The organism is Cellulosimicrobium funkei (assembly GCF_004519295.1).
GTDB classification, from domain to species: domain Bacteria; phylum Actinomycetota; class Actinomycetes; order Actinomycetales; family Cellulomonadaceae; genus Cellulosimicrobium; species Cellulosimicrobium funkei.
On record NZ_SOZH01000005.1, the window covers coordinates 30,674 to 51,040 of the forward strand.

The 20,367-nt window shown below is 76.1% G+C and carries 21 protein-coding genes; 13 read left to right on the forward strand and 8 right to left on the reverse strand.

What is annotated here, in order from left to right; genetic code table 11:
• The first annotated feature begins 37 nt into the window (after nt 1-37).
• From E1O70_RS08760 to E1O70_RS08790, 7 genes are all read left to right on the forward strand, one after another.
• A complete protein-coding gene (locus E1O70_RS08760) occupies nt 38-547 on the forward strand; it encodes a hypothetical protein (protein WP_061267668.1) in 510 nt (169 codons plus the stop codon).
• Nucleotides 544-810 (forward strand): acyl-CoA carboxylase epsilon subunit, encoded by a 267-nt coding sequence (locus tag E1O70_RS08765; RefSeq protein WP_082774434.1) that lies wholly within the window; start codon nt 544-546, stop codon nt 808-810. Before E1O70_RS08760 ends, E1O70_RS08765 begins: the two co-directional genes overlap by 4 nt.
• Nucleotides 807-1,520 (forward strand): hypothetical protein, encoded by a 714-nt coding sequence (locus E1O70_RS08770; RefSeq protein WP_061267667.1) that lies wholly within the window; start codon nt 807-809, stop codon nt 1,518-1,520. The genes E1O70_RS08765 and E1O70_RS08770 overlap by 4 nt, the downstream gene beginning before the upstream one ends.
• Nucleotides 1,521-1,530: 10 nt before the next feature.
• Nucleotides 1,531-3,273 (forward strand): DUF885 domain-containing protein, encoded by a 1,743-nt coding sequence (locus E1O70_RS08775; protein ID WP_061267666.1) that lies wholly within the window; start codon nt 1,531-1,533, stop codon nt 3,271-3,273.
• Between the two features lie 72 nt (nt 3,274-3,345).
• Nucleotides 3,346-4,266, forward strand: a complete 921-nt coding sequence (locus E1O70_RS08780; protein WP_061267665.1) for an AEC family transporter — start codon at nt 3,346-3,348, stop codon at nt 4,264-4,266.
• A gap of 35 nt (nt 4,267-4,301) precedes the next feature.
• On the forward strand, nt 4,302-4,961 hold the full coding sequence (locus E1O70_RS08785; protein WP_061267664.1) for a Maf family protein: 660 nt from the start codon (nt 4,302-4,304) through the stop codon (nt 4,959-4,961).
• Between the two features lie 181 nt (nt 4,962-5,142).
• Entirely contained in the window at nt 5,143-6,942 is a 1,800-nt protein-coding gene (locus E1O70_RS08790; protein ID WP_240696652.1) for an acetyl/propionyl/methylcrotonyl-CoA carboxylase subunit alpha, read from the forward strand.
• A gap of 148 nt (nt 6,943-7,090) precedes the next feature.
• Here E1O70_RS08790 and E1O70_RS08795 read toward each other — a convergent pair whose 3' ends face one another.
• A complete protein-coding gene (locus tag E1O70_RS08795) occupies nt 7,091-8,389 on the reverse strand; it encodes an MFS transporter (protein WP_061267663.1) in 1,299 nt (432 codons plus the stop codon).
• Between the two features lie 108 nt (nt 8,390-8,497).
• Between E1O70_RS08795 and E1O70_RS08800 the strand changes: the two genes are divergently transcribed.
• From E1O70_RS08800 to E1O70_RS08815, 4 genes are all read left to right on the forward strand, one after another.
• Complete coding sequence (locus E1O70_RS08800) at nt 8,498-9,034, forward strand: NUDIX hydrolase (RefSeq protein ID WP_370670911.1); 537 nt, start codon at nt 8,498-8,500, stop codon at nt 9,032-9,034.
• Nucleotides 9,035-9,125: 91 nt separating this feature from the next.
• Entirely contained in the window at nt 9,126-11,138 is a 2,013-nt protein-coding gene (locus tag E1O70_RS08805; RefSeq protein ID WP_061267661.1) for an endonuclease/exonuclease/phosphatase family protein, read from the forward strand.
• A gap of 81 nt (nt 11,139-11,219) precedes the next feature.
• Nucleotides 11,220-11,693, forward strand: a complete 474-nt coding sequence (locus E1O70_RS08810; RefSeq protein WP_061267660.1) for a hypothetical protein — start codon at nt 11,220-11,222, stop codon at nt 11,691-11,693.
• Nucleotide 11,694: 1 nt separating this feature from the next.
• The gene (locus E1O70_RS08815; protein ID WP_061267659.1) at nt 11,695-12,276 is read left to right on the forward strand and encodes a shikimate kinase; all 582 of its coding nucleotides are present in this window, start codon (nt 11,695-11,697) and stop codon (nt 12,274-12,276) included.
• A gap of 30 nt (nt 12,277-12,306) precedes the next feature.
• Here E1O70_RS08815 and E1O70_RS08820 read toward each other — a convergent pair whose 3' ends face one another.
• Nucleotides 12,307-13,770 carry an NAD(P)H-quinone dehydrogenase gene (locus tag E1O70_RS08820; protein ID WP_061267658.1) on the reverse strand — a complete coding sequence of 488 codons (1,464 nt, stop codon included), beginning with the start codon at nt 13,768-13,770 and terminating at the stop codon, nt 12,307-12,309.
• Nucleotides 13,771-13,891: 121 nt separating this feature from the next.
• On the opposite strand from E1O70_RS08820, the gene E1O70_RS08825 reads away from it, so the two are divergent.
• Nucleotides 13,892-14,743 (forward strand): purine-nucleoside phosphorylase, encoded by an 852-nt coding sequence (locus E1O70_RS08825; RefSeq protein ID WP_043651298.1) that lies wholly within the window; start codon nt 13,892-13,894, stop codon nt 14,741-14,743.
• A gap of 1 nt (nt 14,744) precedes the next feature.
• The gene (locus tag E1O70_RS08830; RefSeq protein WP_082774433.1) at nt 14,745-16,589 is read left to right on the forward strand and encodes a phospho-sugar mutase; all 1,845 of its coding nucleotides are present in this window, start codon (nt 14,745-14,747) and stop codon (nt 16,587-16,589) included.
• 61 nt (nt 16,590-16,650) lie between these two features.
• Here E1O70_RS08830 and E1O70_RS08835 read toward each other — a convergent pair whose 3' ends face one another.
• The 6 genes from E1O70_RS08835 to E1O70_RS08860 all read right to left on the reverse strand — a co-directional run bounded on the left by E1O70_RS08835 (nt 16,651) and on the right by E1O70_RS08860 (nt 20,367).
• Nucleotides 16,651-16,878: a hypothetical protein gene (locus tag E1O70_RS08835; protein ID WP_061267657.1), complete on the reverse strand. Its 228-nt coding sequence runs from the start codon at nt 16,876-16,878 to the stop codon at nt 16,651-16,653.
• 4 nt (nt 16,879-16,882) lie between these two features.
• Entirely contained in the window at nt 16,883-17,608 is a 726-nt protein-coding gene (deoC, locus tag E1O70_RS08840) for a deoxyribose-phosphate aldolase (RefSeq protein ID WP_061267656.1), read from the reverse strand.
• Nucleotides 17,605-18,735, reverse strand: coding sequence for an adenosine deaminase (locus E1O70_RS08845; RefSeq protein WP_043651295.1), 1,131 nt, complete (start codon nt 18,733-18,735; stop codon nt 17,605-17,607). Before E1O70_RS08845 ends, deoC begins: the two co-directional genes overlap by 4 nt.
• A gap of 63 nt (nt 18,736-18,798) precedes the next feature.
• Nucleotides 18,799-19,038 carry a hypothetical protein gene (locus E1O70_RS08850; protein WP_061267655.1) on the reverse strand — a complete coding sequence of 80 codons (240 nt, stop codon included), beginning with the start codon at nt 19,036-19,038 and terminating at the stop codon, nt 18,799-18,801.
• Between the two features lie 28 nt (nt 19,039-19,066).
• Nucleotides 19,067-20,026, reverse strand: a complete 960-nt coding sequence (locus tag E1O70_RS08855; RefSeq protein ID WP_061267654.1) for a hypothetical protein — start codon at nt 20,024-20,026, stop codon at nt 19,067-19,069.
• Nucleotides 20,023-20,367 carry a DUF202 domain-containing protein gene (locus E1O70_RS08860; protein ID WP_128957533.1) on the reverse strand — a complete coding sequence of 115 codons (345 nt, stop codon included), beginning with the start codon at nt 20,365-20,367 and terminating at the stop codon, nt 20,023-20,025. The genes E1O70_RS08855 and E1O70_RS08860 overlap by 4 nt, the downstream gene beginning before the upstream one ends.

Below are 20,367 nucleotides of genomic sequence, written 5' to 3' on the forward strand. Positions count from 1 at the left end.
CGACCCGCCGCACGAGCGGCCCGAGAGAAGGACGGTCATGAGCCACGAGGACGCCACGCACGGCCCCGCGCCGCTCGGCGCGGTCGACCCGGCACCGATGCACGCCGTCGTCGACGCGCTCGCCGCGGCGCTGCACGAGTACGTCGGCACCGCCGTGGGGGTGCGCGCCGAGTTCGGGGCGTCGGAGGCGGACGAGGACCCGCGCGTCCTCGCGCTCGAGGCGCGCGTCGGCGCGCTCAACGCCCAGCTCTTCGACGTGCTGCACGAGGCGCTCGGCATCCACCCCGACCTCACGTCGTCCGTGTGGGAGCCGACGGAGGGCGAGGAGGCCGACGACGCGGACGCCGCGCCCGCGGACCTGGAGGACGACACGTTCACCCTGGAGTACGTCGTCGTCTCGCGCCCCGGCGGCCCGGACCTGGACGACGTCGTCGGGCTGCTGGACTCGTGGGGCCACGAGGCGCAGGCGCGCCTCACCGAGGCGGGCTACGACGTCCCGGAGTGGGGCGTGGTCCGCGGCACGGACGAGCACGAGGACGACGCGTGAGCGAGCAGCAGCCGGTGCCCGGTGCCCCGAGCGTCCGCGTCGTGCGCGGCGCCCCCGACGATCTCGAGGTCGCCGCGCTCGTGGCCGGGCTCGCCGCGGCGGCCGCGGCCGGCGACGTGCCCGACGACGTCGCGCCCGTGGACGAGTGGACCAACCGGGCGCGCGTGCTGCGCGGGACGGGCGACGGCGCGACGGCGAAGAGCTTCGGTGGGCGCTCGGGACGGCACAACGCCGACTCCTGGCGCTGGAGCCTGCGCTCGTGACGACGCCCGGCACCTCCCCGCGCGTGCGTCGGCTGCCCGAGCGGGCGGTGCTCGTGGAGCAGGCTCCGACGGCCGACGCCGTCGAGACCGACCCGACGGCGCTGCCGCCCGTCGCGCCCGTCGCGGCGTGGCGACGCTGGGCCTGGGCGGTCGCCTTCGTGCCGACGGTCGCGCTCCTCGTCTACCAGCGCGCGGGCGCGTCGCGCGGCTGGCCCGTGCCGGAGGCGCTCGTCGTCGTCGCGACCTTCGGCCTGCTGCTGACGGCCGTGCTCGCGCTCGTGCGCTACCAAGACGACCGCGCCACGGCGCGCCTCGCGCGCGGTCGCGACGCGCTGCTCGCCGCCCCCGTCCGGGCCACGGGCACGCTCACCGTGCCCGCACCGACCACCGACGCCCCGCAGCCCGGTGCGCACGACGTGCGCGGGACGCTCGTCGTCACGACGAGCTCGGGCGCGGCGACGGCGCGCCCGGTGCGCATCGTCGCGCCCACCGGCACGGCGGGCCCGCGCCCGGGTGACCCGGTCGCCGTCTGGCACGCGACCGACGACGAGGACGCGACCGGCGTGCTGCTCGTGCGCTACCACCGTGACTGGGCCGACGACCTGCTCGCCGCGCTGCGCGGGGGACGCCCGGTCGCGGGCGACGGGGCACCTCAGGACGGGCCGAAAGTCCCGGAGGATCCGACGGAGCGCCCGCCCCGCGCCGAGTAGTCTCGTCCGGGTGAGCGACACCACCACCACCCCCGCCGGCGCCTCCGCCGGGACCCCCGACCGCACTCCCACGCCGATCGACGCCGTCGCCGAGGCGTACGTCACGCAGGTCGCCGAGCTCGACCCGCTGGCCGCCACCTCGATGGGCCTGTCCGGCTACGACCACCTCGTCACCGACCTGTCCCCCGCCGGGCACGAGGCGCGCGCCGAGGCCGACCGCGCGGTGCTGCGCGAGCTCGACGGTCTCGAGCCGGTCGACGACGTCGACCGCGTCACCCTCGCGGCGATGCGCGAGCGCATCGGCCTGCAGCTCGAGCTGCACGAGGCCGGCGAGCCGCTCGCGAGCCTCAACAACATCGCGTCGCCCGTGCAGGAGCTGCGCGACGTCTTCGACATCATGCCGACGGGCACGGTCGAGGCGTGGGAGAACATCGCGGCCCGCCTGAACGGCCTTCCCGGCGCGATCGACGGCTACATGGCGTCGCTCGCGGAGGCGGCGTCGCGCGGCAACGTCGCCGCGATCCGCCAGGTGCGGATCGGCGTGGCGCAGTCACGCGAGCTCGCCGACCCGCAGGGCTCCTTCTTCACGACGTTCGTCTCGGGCCCCGAGGCCGACGCCGTCCTCGACGACTCCGCCGCGTGCTCGCTCGTGCGCAAGGAGCTCGAGCACGGCGCCGCCGCCGCGCGCGAGGCGTACGGCCGGCTCGCGGACTTCCTCGAGACGACCCTCGCCCCGCAGGCCCGCACCGAGGACGCCGTCGGCCGCGAGCGCTACGCCCTCTTCTCGCGCACGTTCCTCGGCGCCGAGGTCGACCTCGACGAGACGTACGCGTGGGGTCTGGAGGAGCTCGCGCGCGTCGTCGCGGAGCAGGAGGAGATCGCGCGCCGCATCGCCGGCCCCGGCGCGAGCGTCGAGGACGCGGTCGCGGCGCTGGACGCCGACCCGAGCCGCAAGCTGCTCGGCACGGACGCGCTCAAGGCCTGGATGCAGGAGACCTCGGACGCCGCGGTCACCGCGCTGAACGGCGTCCACTTCGACATCCCGGCGCCGGTGCTCGACCTCGAGTGCATGATCGCGCCGACGCAGACCGGCGGGATCTACTACACCCCGCCGAGCGACGACTTCTCCCGCCCGGGCCGCATGTGGTGGTCCGTGCCCGCGGACGTCACCGAGTTCAACACGTGGCGCGAGAAGACGACCGTCTACCACGAGGGCGTCCCCGGCCACCACCTGCAGTGCGGCCAGGCCGTGTACGCGCGCGCGACGCTCAACACGTGGCGCCGCCTCGCGTGCTGGGTCTCGGGCCACGGCGAGGGCTGGGCCCTGTACGCGGAGCGCCTCATGGCGGACCTCGGGTTCCTCGACGACGACGGCGACCGCCTCGGCATGCTCGACGCGCAGCGCATGCGTGCCGCGCGCGTCGTGCTCGACATCGGCGTGCACCTCGGGCTCCCCGCCCCGCAGGAGTGGGGCGGTGGCACGTGGGACGCCGACAAGGCGCTCGCGTTCCTGCGCGCGAACGTCAACATGCCCGACTCGTTCGTGCGGTTCGAGCTCGACCGCTACCTCGGCTGGCCGGGGCAGGCGCCGTCGTACAAGGTCGGGCAGCGCCTGTGGGAGGCCACGCGCGACGACGCGCGCGCCGCGGCGCAGTCCCGCGGCGAGCAGTTCGACGCGAAGGCGTTCCACGAGCGTGCGCTCAACCTCGGCTCCGTGGGCCTCGACGTGCTGCGCGACGCGCTCTCGTCGTGACCCCCGCGCACGGCCGGCCCGGGACGGCGGCGCGCCGTCCCGGGCCGGTGGGCGCCCGGGTGCTCTGAGCCCATGGGCGCCGTCCTCACCGGCTTCGCGGTCATCGCCGTCGTCGTGGCCGCCGGGTACGTCACCGCACGTCTCGACGTCGGGGGCCCCGACGCACGGACCGCGCTCAACCGCGTCGGATTCTTCGTCGCGAGCCCGGCGCTGCTGTTCACCGTCCTCGCCCGGGCCGACGTCGGCGCGCTGTTCCATGCGCCCCTCGCGGTGGCCGCGACCTCCGCCGTCGTCACGGCCGGCGTCTTCGTGGCCGTCGATCGGCTCTGGCTGCGGCTGCCAGCCCCGGAGGCGACGGTCGGCGTCGTCGGCTCGGGATACGTGAACGCGAACAACATCGGCCTGCCCGTCGCGGTCTACGTGCTGGGCGACGCGACGGCCGTCGTGCCGGTGCTCCTGCTCCAGCTCCTCGTGCTCGCGCCGCTCACGCTGCTCGTGCTCGACGCGACGACGACCGGACGGACGTCGTGGCGGCTCGTGCTCGCCCAGCCCGTGCGCAACCCGATCATCCTCGGGTCGCTCGCGGGCGCCGTCGTCTCCGTGAGCGGCTGGACGCCGCCGGTCGCGGTCATGGCCCCGCTCGACATCCTCGGCGGCGCCGCGATCCCCATGATCCTGCTCGCGTTCGGCATGTCGCTGCACGGCACGCGCCCGCTCCGGCGCGGCGAGCCGCGCGCGGCCGTCGGCGTCGCGAGCGCCGCGAAGCTCGTCGTCATGCCGGTGGTCGCGTTCGTCGTCGCCCGGCTCGTGCTCGGGCTCGACGACGCGGCCGTCGCCTCGGCGGTCACGCTCGCCGCGCTGCCCACCGCGCAGAACGTCTACAACTACGCGGCACGGTTCGGGCGCGGCGAGATCCTCGCGCGCGACACGATCCTCGTCACGACGGTCGGCTCGCCCGTCGTGCTCCTCGCTGCCGCGCTGCTCCTGGCGTAGCCGGGGCCGCGAGCCGCGCCGGGTAGTCTGCGCGGGTGCTCCGACTGCTCCTCGCCTCCCGCTCCCCCGCCCGCCTCGCGACGCTCCGTGCGGCCGGCGTCGACCCGCTGGTGCGCGTGTCGGGGGTCGACGAGGACGCCGTGCTGCGCGACGCCGCCGCGGAACGTGGCGGGCTCGCGCCCGTCGACGCCGTGCTCGTGCTCGCGCGCGCCAAGGCGGAGGAGGTCGTGCGCACGCTCGACGCGACCGCCCCAGGGACGCCGGAGGACGACGCCGCGCTGCTCGTCGGGTGCGACTCGATGCTCGAGCTCGACGGCGAGGTGCTCGGCAAGCCCGCCGACGCGGACGACGCGCGCGCCCGCTGGCGCGCCATGCGCGGCCGGGCCGGCGTCCTGCACACCGGGCACTGGCTCGTGGACCTGCGCCCGGCCGACGCCGGGGGGACGGGTGCGGCGGTGGGCGCGACGAGCTCGACCGTCGTGCACTTCGCCGACCTCGCCGACGACGAGATCGACGCGTACGTCGCCAGCGGCGAGCCGCTCCACGTGGCCGGCGCGTTCACGGTCGACGGCCTCGGCGGCCCGTACGTCGAGCGGATCGAGGGCGACCACCACGGCGTCGTCGGGATCAGCCTGCCGCTCGTGCGGTCGCTCCTGCGCGAGGTCGGCGTGGCCTGGCACGCGCTGCGCGCCTGACGCGCTGCGCGGCGCCCGTTGTCGAGGCCGGACAACGCCGCGCACCTCACGGAGCCCAGGGACGGGCCGCTATGGAGGTTTCCGACAACCGCCCTCGGCGCGGCTTGGTTTGTTCTCCAATCTTGTCCGGTACCGCGCGCAGGAGCGTGAACCGCGCCGTGCGCACGCGTTACCGTGAGCCGTGCCCGCGAACCCCACCCGCCCCCTGAGCAAGGTCCTCGTCGCCAACCGTGGCGAGATCGCCGTCCGGATCGTGCGCGCGTGCGCCGACGCCGGCATCGCGTCCGTCGCGGTCTACGCCGACCCCGACCGCCAGGCCCTGCACGTGCACCTCGCCGACGAGGCGTTCGCGCTCGGCGGCACGCGCGCGGCCGAGACCTACCTCGACATCGCGAAGCTGCTCGACGTCGCGCGCCGCTCCGGCGCCGACGCCGTGCACCCCGGGTACGGCTTCCTCGCCGAGAACGCCGAGTTCGCGCAGGCCGTGCTCGACGCCGGGCTCGTCTGGATCGGCCCGCCGCCCGCCGCGATCGACGCGCTCGGCGACAAGGTCAGCGCCCGCCACATCGCGCACCGTGCGGGCGCCCCCCTCGTGCCCGGCACGCCCGACCCGGTCGCCGACGCGAGCGAGGTCCACGCGTTCGCGGCCGAGCACGGGCTGCCCATCGCGATCAAGGCAGCGTTCGGCGGCGGGGGCCGCGGCCTCAAGGTCGCGCGCACCACCGACGAGATCGACGAGCTCTACGAGTCCGCCGTCCGCGAGGCGACCGCGGCGTTCGGGCGCGGCGAGTGCTTCGTCGAGCGGTACCTCGACACCCCCCGGCACGTCGAGACCCAGTGCCTCGCCGACGAGCACGGCACGGTCGTCGTCGTCTCCACGCGCGACTGCTCGCTCCAGCGTCGCCACCAGAAGCTCGTCGAGGAGGCTCCCGCGCCGTTCCTCAGCGCCGCGCAGGAGGCCGAGCTGTACATGGCGTCCGAGGCGATCCTCCGGGAGGCCGGGTACGTGGGCGCCGGGACGTGCGAGTTCCTCGTGGGCGCCGACGGCACCATCTCCTTCCTCGAGGTCAACACCCGCCTGCAGGTCGAGCACCCCGTCTCCGAGGAGGTCACCGGCATCGACCTCGTGCGCGAGCAGCTGCGCATCGCCGCCGGGGAGCCGCTCGGGTACACCTCCACGCAGGTGCGCGGCCACTCGATCGAGTTCCGCATCAACGGCGAGGACCCGGCGGCCAACTTCCTCCCCGCCCCGGGGCGCATCACGCGCCTGCGCTTCCCGTCCGGGCCGGGCGTGCGCGTCGACTCCGGCGTCGTCGAGGGCGACACGATCTCCGGCGCGTTCGACTCGATGATCGCCAAGCTCGTCGTCACCGGCGCCACGCGTGAGCAGGCCGTCCAGCGCGCCCGCCGCGCCCTGCGCGAGCTCGAGGTCGAGGGCATCCCGACCGTCGTCCCGTTCCACCGAGCCGTGCTCGACGCCGAGGCGTTCGTCCCCACCGACGACGAGCCGTTCCGCGTGCACACCCGGTGGATCGAGACCGAGTTCGCCGACCGGCTCGCCACGCTCGCACCGGCCCCGGCGGCGCCCGTGGACGAGGACGACGAGCCGCTCGCCACCGAGCGCGTCGTCGTCGAGGTCGGCGGCAAGCGGCTCGAGGTCGTGCTCCCCGCGGGGCTCGGCATGGCCGCCGGGCGCGCCCGCACCGCCAACGCCGCCCGACGCCCCGCGCGCCGCAGCGCCGCGAAGTCCAACGGCGGCGGGTCCGGCACGACGCTCGCCTCGCCCATGCAGGGCACGATCGTCAAGGTCGCCGTGGTCGACGGCACCCAGGTCGCCGAGGGCGACCTCGTCGTCGTGCTCGAGGCGATGAAGATGGAGCAGCCCCTCCTCGCCCACCGCGCCGGCACCGTCCGTTCGCTCTCGGCGACCGCGGGCGCGAGCGTCAGCTCGGGCACCGCCATCTGCGAGATCGTCGACTGACCTGCGCGTCCCGCCCCGGCACCTTGTCGGGGTGGACGCGGTCGTCCCGAGATCGGCACCTCCGACCGAGCTCGGCACCCGAGGTCGAGTTCGGTAGCACCGACTGCCGATCCTGACCGCGGGTGCCGAGCTCGCCGTCTGCCTGCTGTCAGCCGGGCTGGGCGGCGGCGCGCATCGCCCGCCGTCCCGAGGGCAGCGCGACGGCGACGGTCACGACGACGAACATGAGGACCCCGGAGACGACGAGCAACGACTCGACGGAGAAGCGGTCCGCGAGCGGGCCGAACACGACCATGCCGAGCGGCATCGAGACCGCCATGACGATGCCGACGAACCCGAAGACCCGGCCCTGGCGCTCCGGCTCGACGGTCTCCTGGAGCACGGTCATCGACGTCGTGGAGAAGGGCGGCACGGAGAGCCCGAGCAGGAACATGAAGACGAAGAACACCCACATGTTCGTCGAGACGCCCATCGCGACCGACAGCAGGCCGAAGACGAACGTCGAGCCGACGATCATCGCGATCCGGTTCTTGAGGCCGCCCCACGTCGCGAGCAGCACGCCCCCGAGGAGCATCCCGACGGAGAACGCGACCTCGTTGACGGTGAGCTTCCAGACCTCCTCGCCGAAGGTGCGCGCGACCATGAGCGGCGTGAGGTACGACGGCGCGACGATGAGCAGGAACACGACGGCGTAGAGGCCCAGCACCCACCGGACGAACGGGTGCGACCCGAGGTAGCGGAACCCTTCGACGAGGTCGTCGAAGTACCCGGCGCGCTCACCCGCGGCGGCGCGCGCGAGGGTCGGGACGGGCACGAGCAGGAGGAGCCCGATCCCGATCGCGGCGGTGACGACGTCGACGAAGAACACGGCGACCAGGGACAGGCTCGCGTACAGGGCCGCAGCGACCGCGGGGGCGAGGAGCATCATCGCGGACTGGATCGACTGGTTGATGCCGTTGACCCGCAGGAGCCTGCTCGTGGGCACGATCTGCGGGAGCAGCGCCGCGACGGCCGGGGTCTGGACGCCGGCGCCCGTCGAGCGGACGGCCAGCGCGGCGTAGATGAGCCAGAGGTCGTCGGCCCCGCCCAGCATGAGGAGCGCGAGCGCGAGCGTCGTCACGGCGATCGTGGCGTCGGCGGCGATCACGAGCACCTTGCGGTTCACCCGGTCCGCCCACACGCCGCCGAAGATGGAGACGACGGCCTGCGGCAGGAACCCGAACAGCGTGCTCAGCGCGAGCACCGAGCCGGACTTGGTCTCGATCGTCAGGTGCCACATGACGGCGTACTGGACGAGCATCGAGCCGAACAGGGAGACCGTCTGCCCCGAGAGGAACACCGCGGTGTCCCGGCGCCACCGGGGCCGGGCGAGCGTGTCGTCCTCGGCGGGACGGTCGACGGCGTCCGCGGGCGCGGCGTCGGTGTTCTCGTACGGCGTATGGCTCACCCGGACATCGTGCCGGGCGCCACCCACACGGTCCACGGAATTCGCCGACGGCGCACCGCCGCGCGCGGCGGGGCACGGCACCGGGCTGGCAGCATGGGGCTCGTGACGATCCCGACCGCCCCCCGCGACCCCGACGAGCCGCCGACCCGGCTCCCCCGCCACCTCCAGCCGGGCGACGGCTGGGTCGAGTGCGCGTGCGGACGTCGGCACTGGGGGCTGTTCGGGGCGGCCGGGCTGCTGCTCGCCCGGCGCGACGGCACCGGGCGGCCGACCGACGTCGTGCTCCAGCACCGGGCCCCGTGGTCCGACCAGGGCGGGACGTGGGGCGTGCCGGGGGGCGCCGTCGGGCCGGACGAGACCGCCGCGCAGGGAGCCCTGCGCGAGGCGGAGGAGGAGGCAGGGATCGACCCCGCGGCCGTGCGCGTCGTGGGCGAGCGCGTGCTCGACCACGGCCCGTGGCGGTACACGACGGTCCTCGCCGAGGTCGTGGACGGCACGCCGGTCGAGCCGCGTGCGACCGACGCCGAGAGCATCGAGGTCCGGTGGGTCCCCGTCGACGACGTCGCGGGCCTCGACCTCCTCCCGGCCTTCGCGGACGCCTGGCCGGGGCTGCGTGCCCTGCTCGAGGACCCGTCCGAGGACTGAGGGCCCGGGCGGCGTCCCGAGCACCGACGCCGCCCGCCCGCACGCCGGCCGTCCTGTGCCGCGCGCGCCCGGGGCGGTAGCGTCACACCTCGTGAACCCCGCGCCGGCCCCCGTCGTCCCGCGCGACCGCGCCGACCTCGCCCTCCTGCTCCTCGTCGTCACGGTCACGGCGACGGTGGTCGAGCTCGTGCGGTCGAGCGGCCCGCTGCTCGACCACGCGTTCTCCGCGGGGGTCGTCACCGTGGCCCTGACGGCCCTCGCGACGTACGCGGCGCCGGGGCTGCTCGTCGCGATGATCGCCGCGCGGCTCGAGCTCACCGGCCGCGTCGTGCTGCTCGCCGTCTCCGCGCTCGTCGTGGCGCGGCTCGTGCTCCAGGCGCTCGGCACGGCGATCGCCTCGGGCGCGGACCTCGGGCTCGTCCGGTACGGCGTGGGCCTGGCGACCGTCGCGCTCGGGATCGGCGTGCTCGTCCTCGTGGCGGGGTCCGCGAGCGGCGCCCGCCCCGGCGCGGCCGACGGCCTCGCGCGGGGCCGCCTCGTGGCCCTGGGCGTCGTGCTCGGCGCGCTCCTCGCCGCGGCGCTGAGCGCGGCCCTGGGCACGTGGGACGCCTACTGGCGGGTCGACGTCGGCGCGTGGGTCGTGACGGTCGTCGTCACGGGGGCCGCGCTCGCCTGCGCGTGGGTGCTGCGCGGGCGCGACGCCCTGCCGGGGTCGCGCGGGCTGTGGGTGCTCGGCCCGTTCGTCGCGCTCGCCGTGCAGGTGTCGGTCAACCCGGCGTTCGCGGCGGCGCAGACGGGGGTCGCGCTCCCGTTCGCGGTCGCCGGGCTCGCCGTCGCCGCGCTGCTCACGGCCTGGGCCGTCCCGCGACCCGCGCGGTCCCGGCCCGGTGTGTGGCTCCCGCCCGCGGTGCTCGTGGTGGGCGTCGCCGTCGTCCTGCTCGCGGTCCCCCGGGTCGACGGGCCGGGCGCGTGGGGCTGGGTGCTCCTCGCCCTGCTCGTGCTGCTGGTCCCGGTCGCGGGGCGCACGCTCGCCCTCGCGCTGACCCGCCCGGCGCTGCCGCTCACGTGGCTCCGGCTCGCCGGCGCCGCGAGCGCCGCGGGTCTCGGCGTCGCCGTCCCGCTGCTGGGCTACCAGCTCGAGTACGACGTGCCGCTGCCGTTCCCTCACACCCTGCTGCCCGTCGCGGCCGCGCTCGCGGTGGCCGTCCCCGCCGTGGTCGCGGGGAGGCGTGCGCACCGCGCCGCGCCGACCCCGGACGACGAGCGGCCCGCCCCTCGGGAGCGCGGGCCGCTCGCGCTCGCCCTCGGGGGCGCGGTCGCGCTGCTCGCGCTCGTCGGCGTCTCCCAGGTCCACGTGCCGACGACGACGTCCGCCGTCGCCGACTACCCGGTGGGCGACCTCCGGCTGCTGGACTGGAACCTGCACTACGGCGTGAGCGCCGACCCGTCGGTCCGGCTCGACGAGATGGCGGCGACGATCACGGAGTCCGGGGCCGACGTCGTGACGCTCCAGGAGGTGTCCCGCGGCTGGGTGCTCGGCGGCGGCGCCGACATGGCGACGTACCTCGCGCGCGCGACCGGCATGCGGGTCGTCTTCGCGCCCGCGGCCGACCGCCAGTTCGGCAACGCGATCCTCTGGGACCCGCTGCGGGGCGACCTCACCGACGTCGTGCGCCACGCCCTCCCCTACGGCGCCGGTCCCCAGGAGCGCTCGGCCGTCTCCGCGACGGTCGACGCCGCGGGCGTCCCGGTGCGCGTCACGTCGGTGCACGTGCAGCACCGCGAGGAGAACACCCCGACCCGGCTCGACCAGCTCGACGCGCTCCTCGCCGCGGAGCAGGTCGGGGACGCGTACGTCCTGGCGGGCGACCTCAACGCGGAACCCGGCTGGGACGAGATCGCCCTCCTCGAGGACGCCGGTCTCGAGAGCGGGCAGGACGTCGCGGGCGACCCCGCGGCGCTCACGTCGCCCGCCGTGGCCCCGGCGCACCGGATCGACTGGGTCCTCGGCTCCCCCGCGGTGACGTTCCGGTCGGTCGAGGTCCTCGACGTCACGGCGTCCGACCACCGCCCGCTGCTCGCCGAGCTCCGCGCGCAGGACTGAGACCCGTCCCGGCCACCTCGGCCCGGGATCCCGGCGCCCGCGGCCCGACCCGGGCGCGGGGCGGCGGGTTAGGGTCGACGGGTGCGCATCGAGCTGACCGTGACCGAGGCCGTCGAGATCGCCCGCGCGACGGGCGGCCTGCCGCCGTACGTGCGGTCGGTCGCGAGCGAGGGCGACGACGTGCGGGTCGTCGTCGACCTGCGCGAGGTGCCCGACCCGCCGTCGGCCCTCCGGCTCGCGGCCCGGCTCGTCCCGGTCGTCCGCGCGACGCTGCGGGTGGAGTCCGTCGTCGCGGGCACGGCGGTGCTCGCGGTCGAGGCGAGCGCGGCCGGCCTGCCCGCCCACAAGCTCCTCGGCTTCGTCGAGGCGCCGCTGCAGGGCGCCCTGCGCTCGCACGGCCTGCCGCCCGAGGCCGTGCGCGTGCTGCCCGAGGCGCGCGTCGCGGTCGACGTGCAGGCGCTCCTGGGCGGCGTGCTCGAGCACACGTTCCCCGGCTTCCAGCTCACCGAGCTCGCCTGGGCCGACGGGAGCCTGCGTCTCGACGGACGGCTCTGACGTGCCGGACGCTCGTCCCTCGGCGCCCGTCCTCGTCCTGCTCGGTCCCGCGGCGACCGGCAAGTCGACGCTCGGCGCGCTCGTCGCGCAGCGGCTCGGGGTGCCGTTCGTCGACCTCGACGCCGTGGCCGACCGCTACTACCCGGAGGTCGGCTGGAGCGTCGAGCGCCTCGTCGAGCGCGTCGGCGTGGTGGGCCGCGTGGCGGCCGAGCGCGAGTGGGAGCCGGCCCGCGCGCACGCGACGGAGCGCGCGGTCGCGGAGCACCCGGGCTCGGTGCTGGCGCTCGGCGCGGGGCACGCGTCGTACACCGACCCCGCGCAGCTCGCCCGCGTCCGCGCCGCGCTCGCGCCCGTCCCGCACGTCGTCCTCGTGCTGCCGAGCACCGACCGCGAGCACGCGCTCGGCGTGCTGCGCGCCCGCTCCCTCGCCGCCAAGGGCACCGACTGGCGACCCGCGGGGCACGACTTCCTCGCCGAGTGGTTCGACGACCCGGGCACGCGGAGCCTCGCGCACCGCACGCTCGTCACGGGCACCGAGGACCCCGCCGCGAGCGCCCGTCGGCTGGTCGCCGCGCTCGGCTGAGGCGCCGCGCCCGCCGGGACCGCCGAGTGCTCAGTCCTCCCGGTGGTGCAGCATGCGCGCCACCTCGGCGATCGAGCCGCTGAGCGACGGGTAGACGGTGAAGGCCGACGCGACGTCGTCGACCGTGAGGCGGTGCGAGACCGCGAGCGTGATGGGGAACACGAGCTCGCTCGCGCGCGGCGCGACGACCACGCCGCCCAGCACGACCCCCGCCTCCGGGTGGGCGAACAGCTTGACGAAGCCGTCGCGCATCCCGAGCATCTTGGCGCGCGGGTTGCGCGCGAGCGGCAGGACGGTCGTGACGTACTTGCTGCTCTGCGCCTTGAGCTGCTCCTCGCTGTACCCGACGGTCGCGATCTCGGGCGCGGTGAAGATGTTCGCCGCGACGGTGCGCAGCTTGATCGGCACGACGGCGTCGCCGAGCGCGTGCGACATGGCGACGCGGCCCTGCATCGCCGCGACGGACGCGAGGGGCAGCACGCCGGTGCAGTCGCCCGCGGCGTAGATCCCGCGCACCGACGTGCGCGACACCTTGTCGACCTCGACGTGCCCGCTGGGCGTGAGCCGGACCCCGGCCTCCTCGAGGCCGATGCCGCTCGTCGAGGGGATCGCGCCGACGGCGATGAGCACGTGCGAGCCCTCGACGACGCGGCCGTCGGAGAGCGTGACGCGCACGCCGTCCTCGGTGCGCTCGGCGGACTCGGCGCGCGAGCGGGACATGACCGTCATGCCGCGCGAGCGGAACACGCCCTCGAGCAGCTCGGCGGCGTCGGCGTCCTCGCCGGGGAGCACGCGGTCACGGCTCGACACGAGCACGACGTCCGAGCCCAGCGCGTTGTACGCGCCCGCGAACTCGGCGCCGGTGACGCCCGACCCCACGACGACGAGCCGCTCCGGGAGCTCGGAGAGGTTGTAGAGCTGCGTCCACGTGAGGATGCGCTCGCCGTCGGGCTGCGCGGTCGGGAGCACGCGTGGCGTCGCGCCGAGCGCGAGCAGGATGACGTCCGCGTCGAGCACGAGCGGGCCGTCGGTGCCGTCGGGCGCGTCGACCACGACGCGCTCGGGGCCGTCGAGCCGGCCCTCGCCGATGACGACGCGCACGCCCTCGCGCTCGAGCCGCGCGTGGATGTCGGCGGACTGCGCCGCCGCGAGCGCCATGACGCGCGTGTTCACGGCCTCGAGGTCGACGATGTGCCGCCGCATCGCGGGGTGCTGCGCCTTGGCCGTGTCGACGGGGAGGCGGATGCCGAGCTCGGCGGCGCGCTCGGCGATCGTCATCCAGTCGGCGGTGGCGATGAGCGTCTTCGAGGGGACGACGTCCGTCAGGACGGCCGCGCCGCCGAGCCCGTGGCGCTCGACGACGGTGACGTCGGCGCCGAGGCGACGGGCGACGAGGGCGGCCTCGTAGCCGCCGGGCCCACCCCCCACGACGACGATGCGGGTGCTGTCCGGGGCGGTCGAGGAGTCCATGCTCACGTGCGTCACGCCGGACATTCTGTCAGGCCGTCGCGTCCCTCGGTGTCAGCATGCGAGACGTCGCGGCAGGTCCGGCGCGCCGCACGGGACGGCGGTGCTCGTCAGGTCGCGGGCCCGGGGACGGACTAGCCTTGCGACCATGACGACGACGCCTCCGAGCACACCCCCGCTCGACGATCCCGCGACCGACCCCTTCCTCGTGGCCCGGGCCGCGGCCGACCACATCGCGCAGGCCACCGGGGTCGAGGGCCACGACATGGCCCTCGTGCTCGGGTCGGGCTGGGGCGGCGCCGCGGAGCTGCTCGGCGAGGTCGTCGCCGAGGTCCCGACGCACGAGATCCCCGGCTTCTCCGCACCCGCGGTCGCGGGCCACCTCTCGGTGACGCGGTCCATCCGGGTCGAGCGCGCCGACGGCTCCGTGCGGCACGCCCTCGTGCTCGGCTCGCGCACGCACCTGTACGAGGGCAAGGGGGTGCGCGCCGTCGTGCACGGCGTGCGCACGGCCGCCGCGACGGGCGCGGAGACGCTCATCCTCACGAACGGCTGCGGCGGGCTCAACCAGGAGTGGGGCGCGGGCACTCCCGTCCTCCTCTCCGACCACATCAACCTCACGGCCCGCAGCCCGCTGGAGGGGCCGACGTTCGTCGACCTGACCGACGTGTACTCGCCGCGCCTGCGCGAGCTCGCGCACCGCGTCGACCCGACGCTGCCCGAGGGCGTGTACGCCCAGTTCCCCGGGCCGCACTACGAGACGCCCGCCGAGGTGCGGATGGCCGGGGTCCTCGGCGCCGACCTCGTCGGCATGTCCACGACGCTCGAGGCCATCGCGGCCCGGCACTGCGGCCTGGAGGTGCTCGGCGTCTCGCTCGTGACGAACCTCGCCGCCGGGATCAGCCCGACGCCGCTCTCCCACGCCGAGGTCATCGAGGCCGGCCAGGCCGCGGGACCCCGGATCAGCGCCCTCCTGGCCGACATCGCGAAGCTGGTGTGACATGACGGACCGCACTGCGGGGCACCGGGCCGACCCGGCCGACGACCCGACCTTCGACCCGGGGACCGACCACGCGGCGTTCCTCGCGCGCGTCACGGCGTGGATCGACGACGACGTCGACGCGAGCGACCAGGACGAGCTGCGCCGTCTGCTCGAGCTCGTCGACTCCCCCGACCCGCGCAAGCACGACGTGCGCGTGCGGGCGCTCGCCGACCTGCAGGACCGGTTCTCCGGCCCGCTCGAGTTCGGCACGGCGGGCCTGCGCGGGCGCATGGAGGCGGGGCCGCACCGCATGAACCGCGCGGTCGTGATCCGGGCGGCCGCGGGCCTGGGCGCCTACCTGCTCGACACCCTGGGCCCGGCGGGCGCGGGCGGCGCGGCGCGACCGCGCGTCGTCGTCGGGTTCGACGCGCGGCACCGCTCCCGCACCTTCGCGGTGGACAGCGCGGCCGTGCTCACCGCGGCGGGCCTCGACGTGCTCGTCCTGCCGTCGGCCCTGCCGACGCCCGTCCTCGCCTTCGCGGTGCGCCACCTCGGCGCCGACGCGGGTGTCATGGTGACCGCGAGCCACAACCCGCCTGCCGACAACGGGTACAAGGTCTACCTCGGCGGCCGCGTCGTCACCGACTCCGGCCAGGGCGCCCAGATCGTCCCGCCCTACGACGCGCACATCGCCGCCGCGATCGCGGCCGTCGGGCCGGCGCGGTCCGTCCCGCGCGCGTCGTCCGGGTGGACCGTGCTGGACCGCGAGGTCGTCGTCGCCTACGAGCGGTCGGTCCTCGCGCTGTCCGACGGCGCACGGCGCGAGCTCAAGGTCGTCACCACGGCGCTGCACGGCGTGGGCGGCGAGACGGTCGCGCACGTCCTGCGCGACGCGGGCTTCACGACGGTCGTGCCGGTCGAGGAGCAGCTCGACCCGAACCCCGACTTCCCGTCCGTCGCGTTCCCCAACCCGGAGGAGCCGGGCGCGATGGACCTCGCGCTCGCCGTCGCGCAGGACGCGGCGGCCGACGTCGTGCTCGCCAACGACCCCGACGCCGACCGGTGCGCCGTCGCGGTGCTCGACCCGCGCGTCGGGACCTACCAGGGCGCGGAGACGGCCCGGTCGAACGGCTGGCGCATGCTGCACGGCGACGAGGTCGGCGCGCTCCTGGGCGACGACGTCGCGCGCCGCGTCGCCGCGTCGGGCGCCCCGAGAGGCGTGCTCGCCTGCTCGATCGTGTCGTCGCGGCTGCTGGGCAAGATCGCGGCCGCGCACGGGCTCGGCTTCGCGACGACGCTCACCGGGTTCAAGTGGATCTCGCGCGTCGACGGCCTCGTGTTCGGCTACGAGGAGGCGCTCGGCTACTGCGTCGACCCGGCCCACGTCCGGGACAAGGACGGCATCAGCGCGGCGCTGCTCGTCGCGCAGCTCGCGAACCGCCTCAAGGCCGAGGGGCGCTCGATCGTCGACGCGCTCGACGACCTGGCGCGCGCCCACGGCCTGCACGTGAGCGACCAGCTCTCCGCCCGGTTCGAGGACCTCGACCGCATCGGCGAGACGATGGCCCACCTGCGGGCCGCTCCCCCGCGCACCCTCGCGGGGGCCGGCGTCTCCGACGTCACCGACCTCTCCGCGGGCCTGGACGGGCTCCCGCCGACGGACGGCGTGCGGATCCTCACCGCGGACGGCACGCGCGTCATCGTGCGCCCGAGCGGCACGGAGCCGAAGGTCAAGTGCTACCTCGAGGTCGTGGTCCCGGTCGCCCCGGACGCCTCGCACGACGACCTCACCGCGGCCCGGGCCTTCGCCCGCGACCGCCTCGACCGCGTCAAGGCCGACATGACGCGCGCGCTCGGCCTCTGAGCCACCACGAGCCGGGGTCCCCGGTCGCCGGAACGTTCCGGTGACCGGGGACCCCGGCTCGTCAGGCCTGCGCGACGGCGGCGAGGAACGCGTCCAGCGGTACCCGCTCCTCGCCGTCGGGCGGGAGGACCCCGGCGATCACGGCGACGCGCTCCGCCCGGAAGAGCTCGACGTCCACGACGTCTCCGGGAATCTCGGTCCAGCCGTCGCCCGAGGCCGACCATGCGGCCACCCGCGCGCGGGTGGCCGGTCCCGCCTCCGCCAGGAACAGGTCGAGGAGACGTGCCACGGCGTCAGTAGCCCGCGTCCCCGCCGGCGGGGGCGTCCGCGCCGCCGAACCCCGCGAGGACGGCGGCGGTACCGGACAGCCCGAGGCGCGTGGCGCCGTGCTCGATCATCGCGAGGGCGTCGGCGAGCGTGCGGACGCCGCCCGACGCCTTGACGCCGAGGCGACCGCCGACGGTCTCGGCCATGATCGAGACGGCGTGCGTCGACGCACCGCCCGCGGGGTGGAACCCGGTCGAGGTCTTGACGAAGTCCGCGCCCGCCGCCTCGGACGCGCGGCACGCCTCGACGATCTCGTGGTCCGTGAGCGCGGCGGACTCGATGATGACCTTGAGGACCCTGTCCGCAGGGACGGCGGCACGGACGGCCGCGACGTCGTCGCGCACCGCGTCCCAGGCGCCGGCCTTGGCCGCGCCGACGTCGATGACCATGTCGACCTCGTCGGCGCCGTCGCGGACGGACCGGGCGGCCTCGAACGCCTTGACGTCGCTGTGGTGCTTGCCCGACGGGAAGCCGCACACCGTCGCGACGAGCAGCCCGCGCTCGCGCGTGGTCGCCGGGTCCAGGGGCAGCATCGACGGGGAGACGCACACGGAGTAGACGCCCAGGCGGACGCCCTCCTCGACGAGCGCCGCGACGTCCGCGGGGGTGGCCTCGGGCTTGAGCAGCGTGTGGTCGACGAAGCGGGCCAGGCCCGCCGCGTCCAGGGGCTGCGTGCCGGTCGCGTCGCTCACAGCTGGGCTCCTTCGATCTGCTGGTAGCCGGGGAGGATCACGTCGTCGACGAGCGCACGACGCTCGTCGTGGTGCACGAACGCGCTCCACGCGGCGGTCATCGTGACGTCCGCGAGGTCGTCGATGGTCCAGCCGGCGTGCTCGACGAGGAGCGCCATCTCCTGGGTCATCGTCGTGCGCGACATGAGCCGGTTGTCGGTGTTGAGCGTGACCGCGAAGTCGAGCTCCTTGAGGCGGGTGATCGGGTGGTCGGCGATCGACGTCGCCGCCCCGGTCTGCACGTTCGACGACGGGCACAGCTCGAGCGGGATCTGGTGGTCGCGCACCCAGTGCGCGAGGAGGCCGAGCGCGGCCGTCCCGGGCTCGCCCTCGGCGCTGTGCGGGAACTCCGGGTCGAACGCGATGTCCTCGACGATGCGCACGCCGTGGCCGATGCGGCTCGCCTGGCCCAGGTGCACGGCCTCGGCGATCGACTGCGGGCCCGCCGCCTCCCCCGCGTGGATCGTCACGGGGAAGTTCTGCTCGGCCAGGTAGCGCCAGATCTCGACGTGGCGCGAGGGCGGGAAGCCGTCCTCGGCGCCCGCGATGTCGAACCCGACGACGCCGTTCCCGCGGTTCGCGACGGCGAGCTCCGCGATCTCCGACCAGCGGTCGGCGTGCCGCATCGCGGTGACGAGCTGCCCGACGCGGATGGTCCGCCCCTCGGCGGCCGCCTCGGCGACGCCCTGCTCGATGCCGGACTGCACGGCGTCGACCGTCTCCTGGAGGGTGAGGCCGCGCTGGAGGTGCTGCTCGGGCGCCCAGCGCTGCTCGGCGTACACGACGCCGTCGCGCGCGAGGTCGAGCACCGCCTCGCGCGCCACGCGGGCGAGGGCGTCGCGCGTCTGCATGACGGCGATCGTGTGGTCGAACGTCTCGAGGTAGCGCACGAGCGACCCGGAGTCCGCGGACTCCGCGAACCAGGCGCCGAGCGCCTCGGCGTCGTCCGCGGGGAGCTGGTGCCCCACGTCGGCGGCGAGCTCGAGGATCGTGGCGGGGCGGAGCCCGCCGTCAAGATGGTCGTGCAGCACGACCTTGGGCAGCGCGCGGATGACGTCGACCGTCAGCGGGGCGTTCTCGGTGGTCATGCGCTCACGGTACCGGCCGGTACGCCCCGCCTCGCGCCGAGCGCACCGACCGGGTGCGGACGGTCAGGCGTAGTCGTCGTCGCCGCCCGGCACGGCGGACGCCTGCTCGACGACGTCGGCCTCGGCGGCCTCGCCCTCCAGGTCGGGGCGTGGGGTCCGCGGCTGGTACTCGTCGACCTCGTGCACGGGGTCCTCGACCCCGGGGTCGTCGTCCTCGACCTCTTCCACCAGGCTGACGGCGTCCTCGCCCTGCTCGTCCAGTCCGGCGTCCCGCCATGCGTCGTTCCCGGGCACGGTGCTCATCGCGACTCCTCCTCGACGATCGGCGTGCTCACCACGGTCGTGGCGGCTGCGCCCATCCTGCCGCCGGGCGCGCCCCCTCGCCAGCGCGGCCGTCGGGCAGGAGCGCCCAGCACACGTGCGGCCAGCCCCCGAGCGCGCGGCGCACGGCGGGCACCCGGGCACCGTCGAGGAGCGCGCCCGCCGCGACGGTGCGGAGCGTGCCCGACGACGGCTCGTAGACCCGGCACCATCCCGCCCCGGCGTCGGCGTCGGTGAGGAGCACGACGTGGCGCGGGACGGCGGTCGCGAGCCCGAGCGCGAGGTCTCCCCCGGTGAAGAGCGGCACGGGCACGCCGCGCGCCGCCGCCGCGAGCGCGGCGCCCACGACACGCTCCGCGCCCGGCCCCGCGACGACCCGGTCCACGAACCGCACGTCCGCGTGGCGTGCGGTCCGGGCGGCGCCCCAGGGCGGCGTCCCGAGCGCCGCGGGCCACGGCAGCGGCCCGAGCGCGCGCCGGTTCGTGCGGCGCTTGAGCGCCTGCTGGAGCGTCCTGAACCGCTCGACGCCGCCCCGGGCGCGAGCGTCCGACGGGTCGTGCCGCGCGGCGTCCCCCGGGCGCAGCCCGGTGGCGAGCCACAGGGCGAGCACCGGGTCGCCGGCCGCGGCGAGGAGGCCCAGCACGGCCGACCCGCACGTCGTCCCGTCGGTCTGGCGGGCGGGCGCGCCCGCGATCTCCAGCGGCCGGACCGCGGGCCCTTCGCCAGGTCCGTCGAGCCGGCGCAGCGGGTCGACGACGGCACGCCGGTCCGCGGGCCGCAGCCCGTCGAGGGTCGTCGCGAGCGCGCGCACGCGGGGCTCGGGGTGCCCCGCGCGGCGCGCGAGGTCGAGCACGTGGGGGGTCGCGGCGTCGGGCGCGTAGACGCCGGGCGGCGGGGACGGCGGCAGGGTGCGTGCCGGGAGGAGGCGCGCGACGTCGGTCGCCCGCAGCGCCCCCGGCCCGCGCCTCACGCGGCACCGCCGAGGACCCGGCCGAACGCCCAGGCCGCGCCCACGAGGGCGAGCACGACGACGAGGCCGCCGACGCGCACGAGGAACGACCACGAGCGGAGCCGCCCGTCGCGCGGGAGCCCGCCGGTCGGCGGGCGCAGCACCGCGGGGACGAGCGCGAGCACGGCCACCGCGACCGCCGCGCACACCGTGACCACGGAGCCGGAGCGCAGCCCGGCGGCGGCGAGCACGAGCGCACCGACCACGACCCCGAGCACCGTGCGCTGCCACGCGAGCGCCGTGCGCTCGGGCTGCAGCCCCTCGTCCCGCGGCGGCACGGCGCCGGGCTCCCCCGCCGGCAC

What these genes read in the sequence shown, in the direction of transcription:
- E1O70_RS08760 (WP_061267668.1), top strand. Translation starts at nt 38, where the DNA reads ATGAGCCACGAGGACGCCACGCACGGCCCCGCGCCGCTCGGCGCGGTC.
- E1O70_RS08780 (WP_061267665.1), top strand. Translation starts at nt 3,346, where the DNA reads ATGGGCGCCGTCCTCACCGGCTTCGCGGTCATCGCCGTCGTCGTGGCC.
- E1O70_RS08820 (WP_061267658.1), bottom strand. Translation starts at nt 13,770, where the DNA reads ATGTCCGGCGTGACGCACGTGAGCATGGACTCCTCGACCGCCCCGGAC.
- E1O70_RS08825 (WP_043651298.1), top strand. Translation starts at nt 13,892, where the DNA reads ATGACGACGACGCCTCCGAGCACACCCCCGCTCGACGATCCCGCGACC.
- E1O70_RS08830 (WP_082774433.1), top strand. Translation starts at nt 14,745, where the DNA reads ATGACGGACCGCACTGCGGGGCACCGGGCCGACCCGGCCGACGACCCG.
- E1O70_RS08845 (WP_043651295.1), bottom strand. Translation starts at nt 18,735, where the DNA reads ATGACCACCGAGAACGCCCCGCTGACGGTCGACGTCATCCGCGCGCTG.
- E1O70_RS08850 (WP_061267655.1), bottom strand. Translation starts at nt 19,038, where the DNA reads ATGAGCACCGTGCCCGGGAACGACGCATGGCGGGACGCCGGACTGGAC.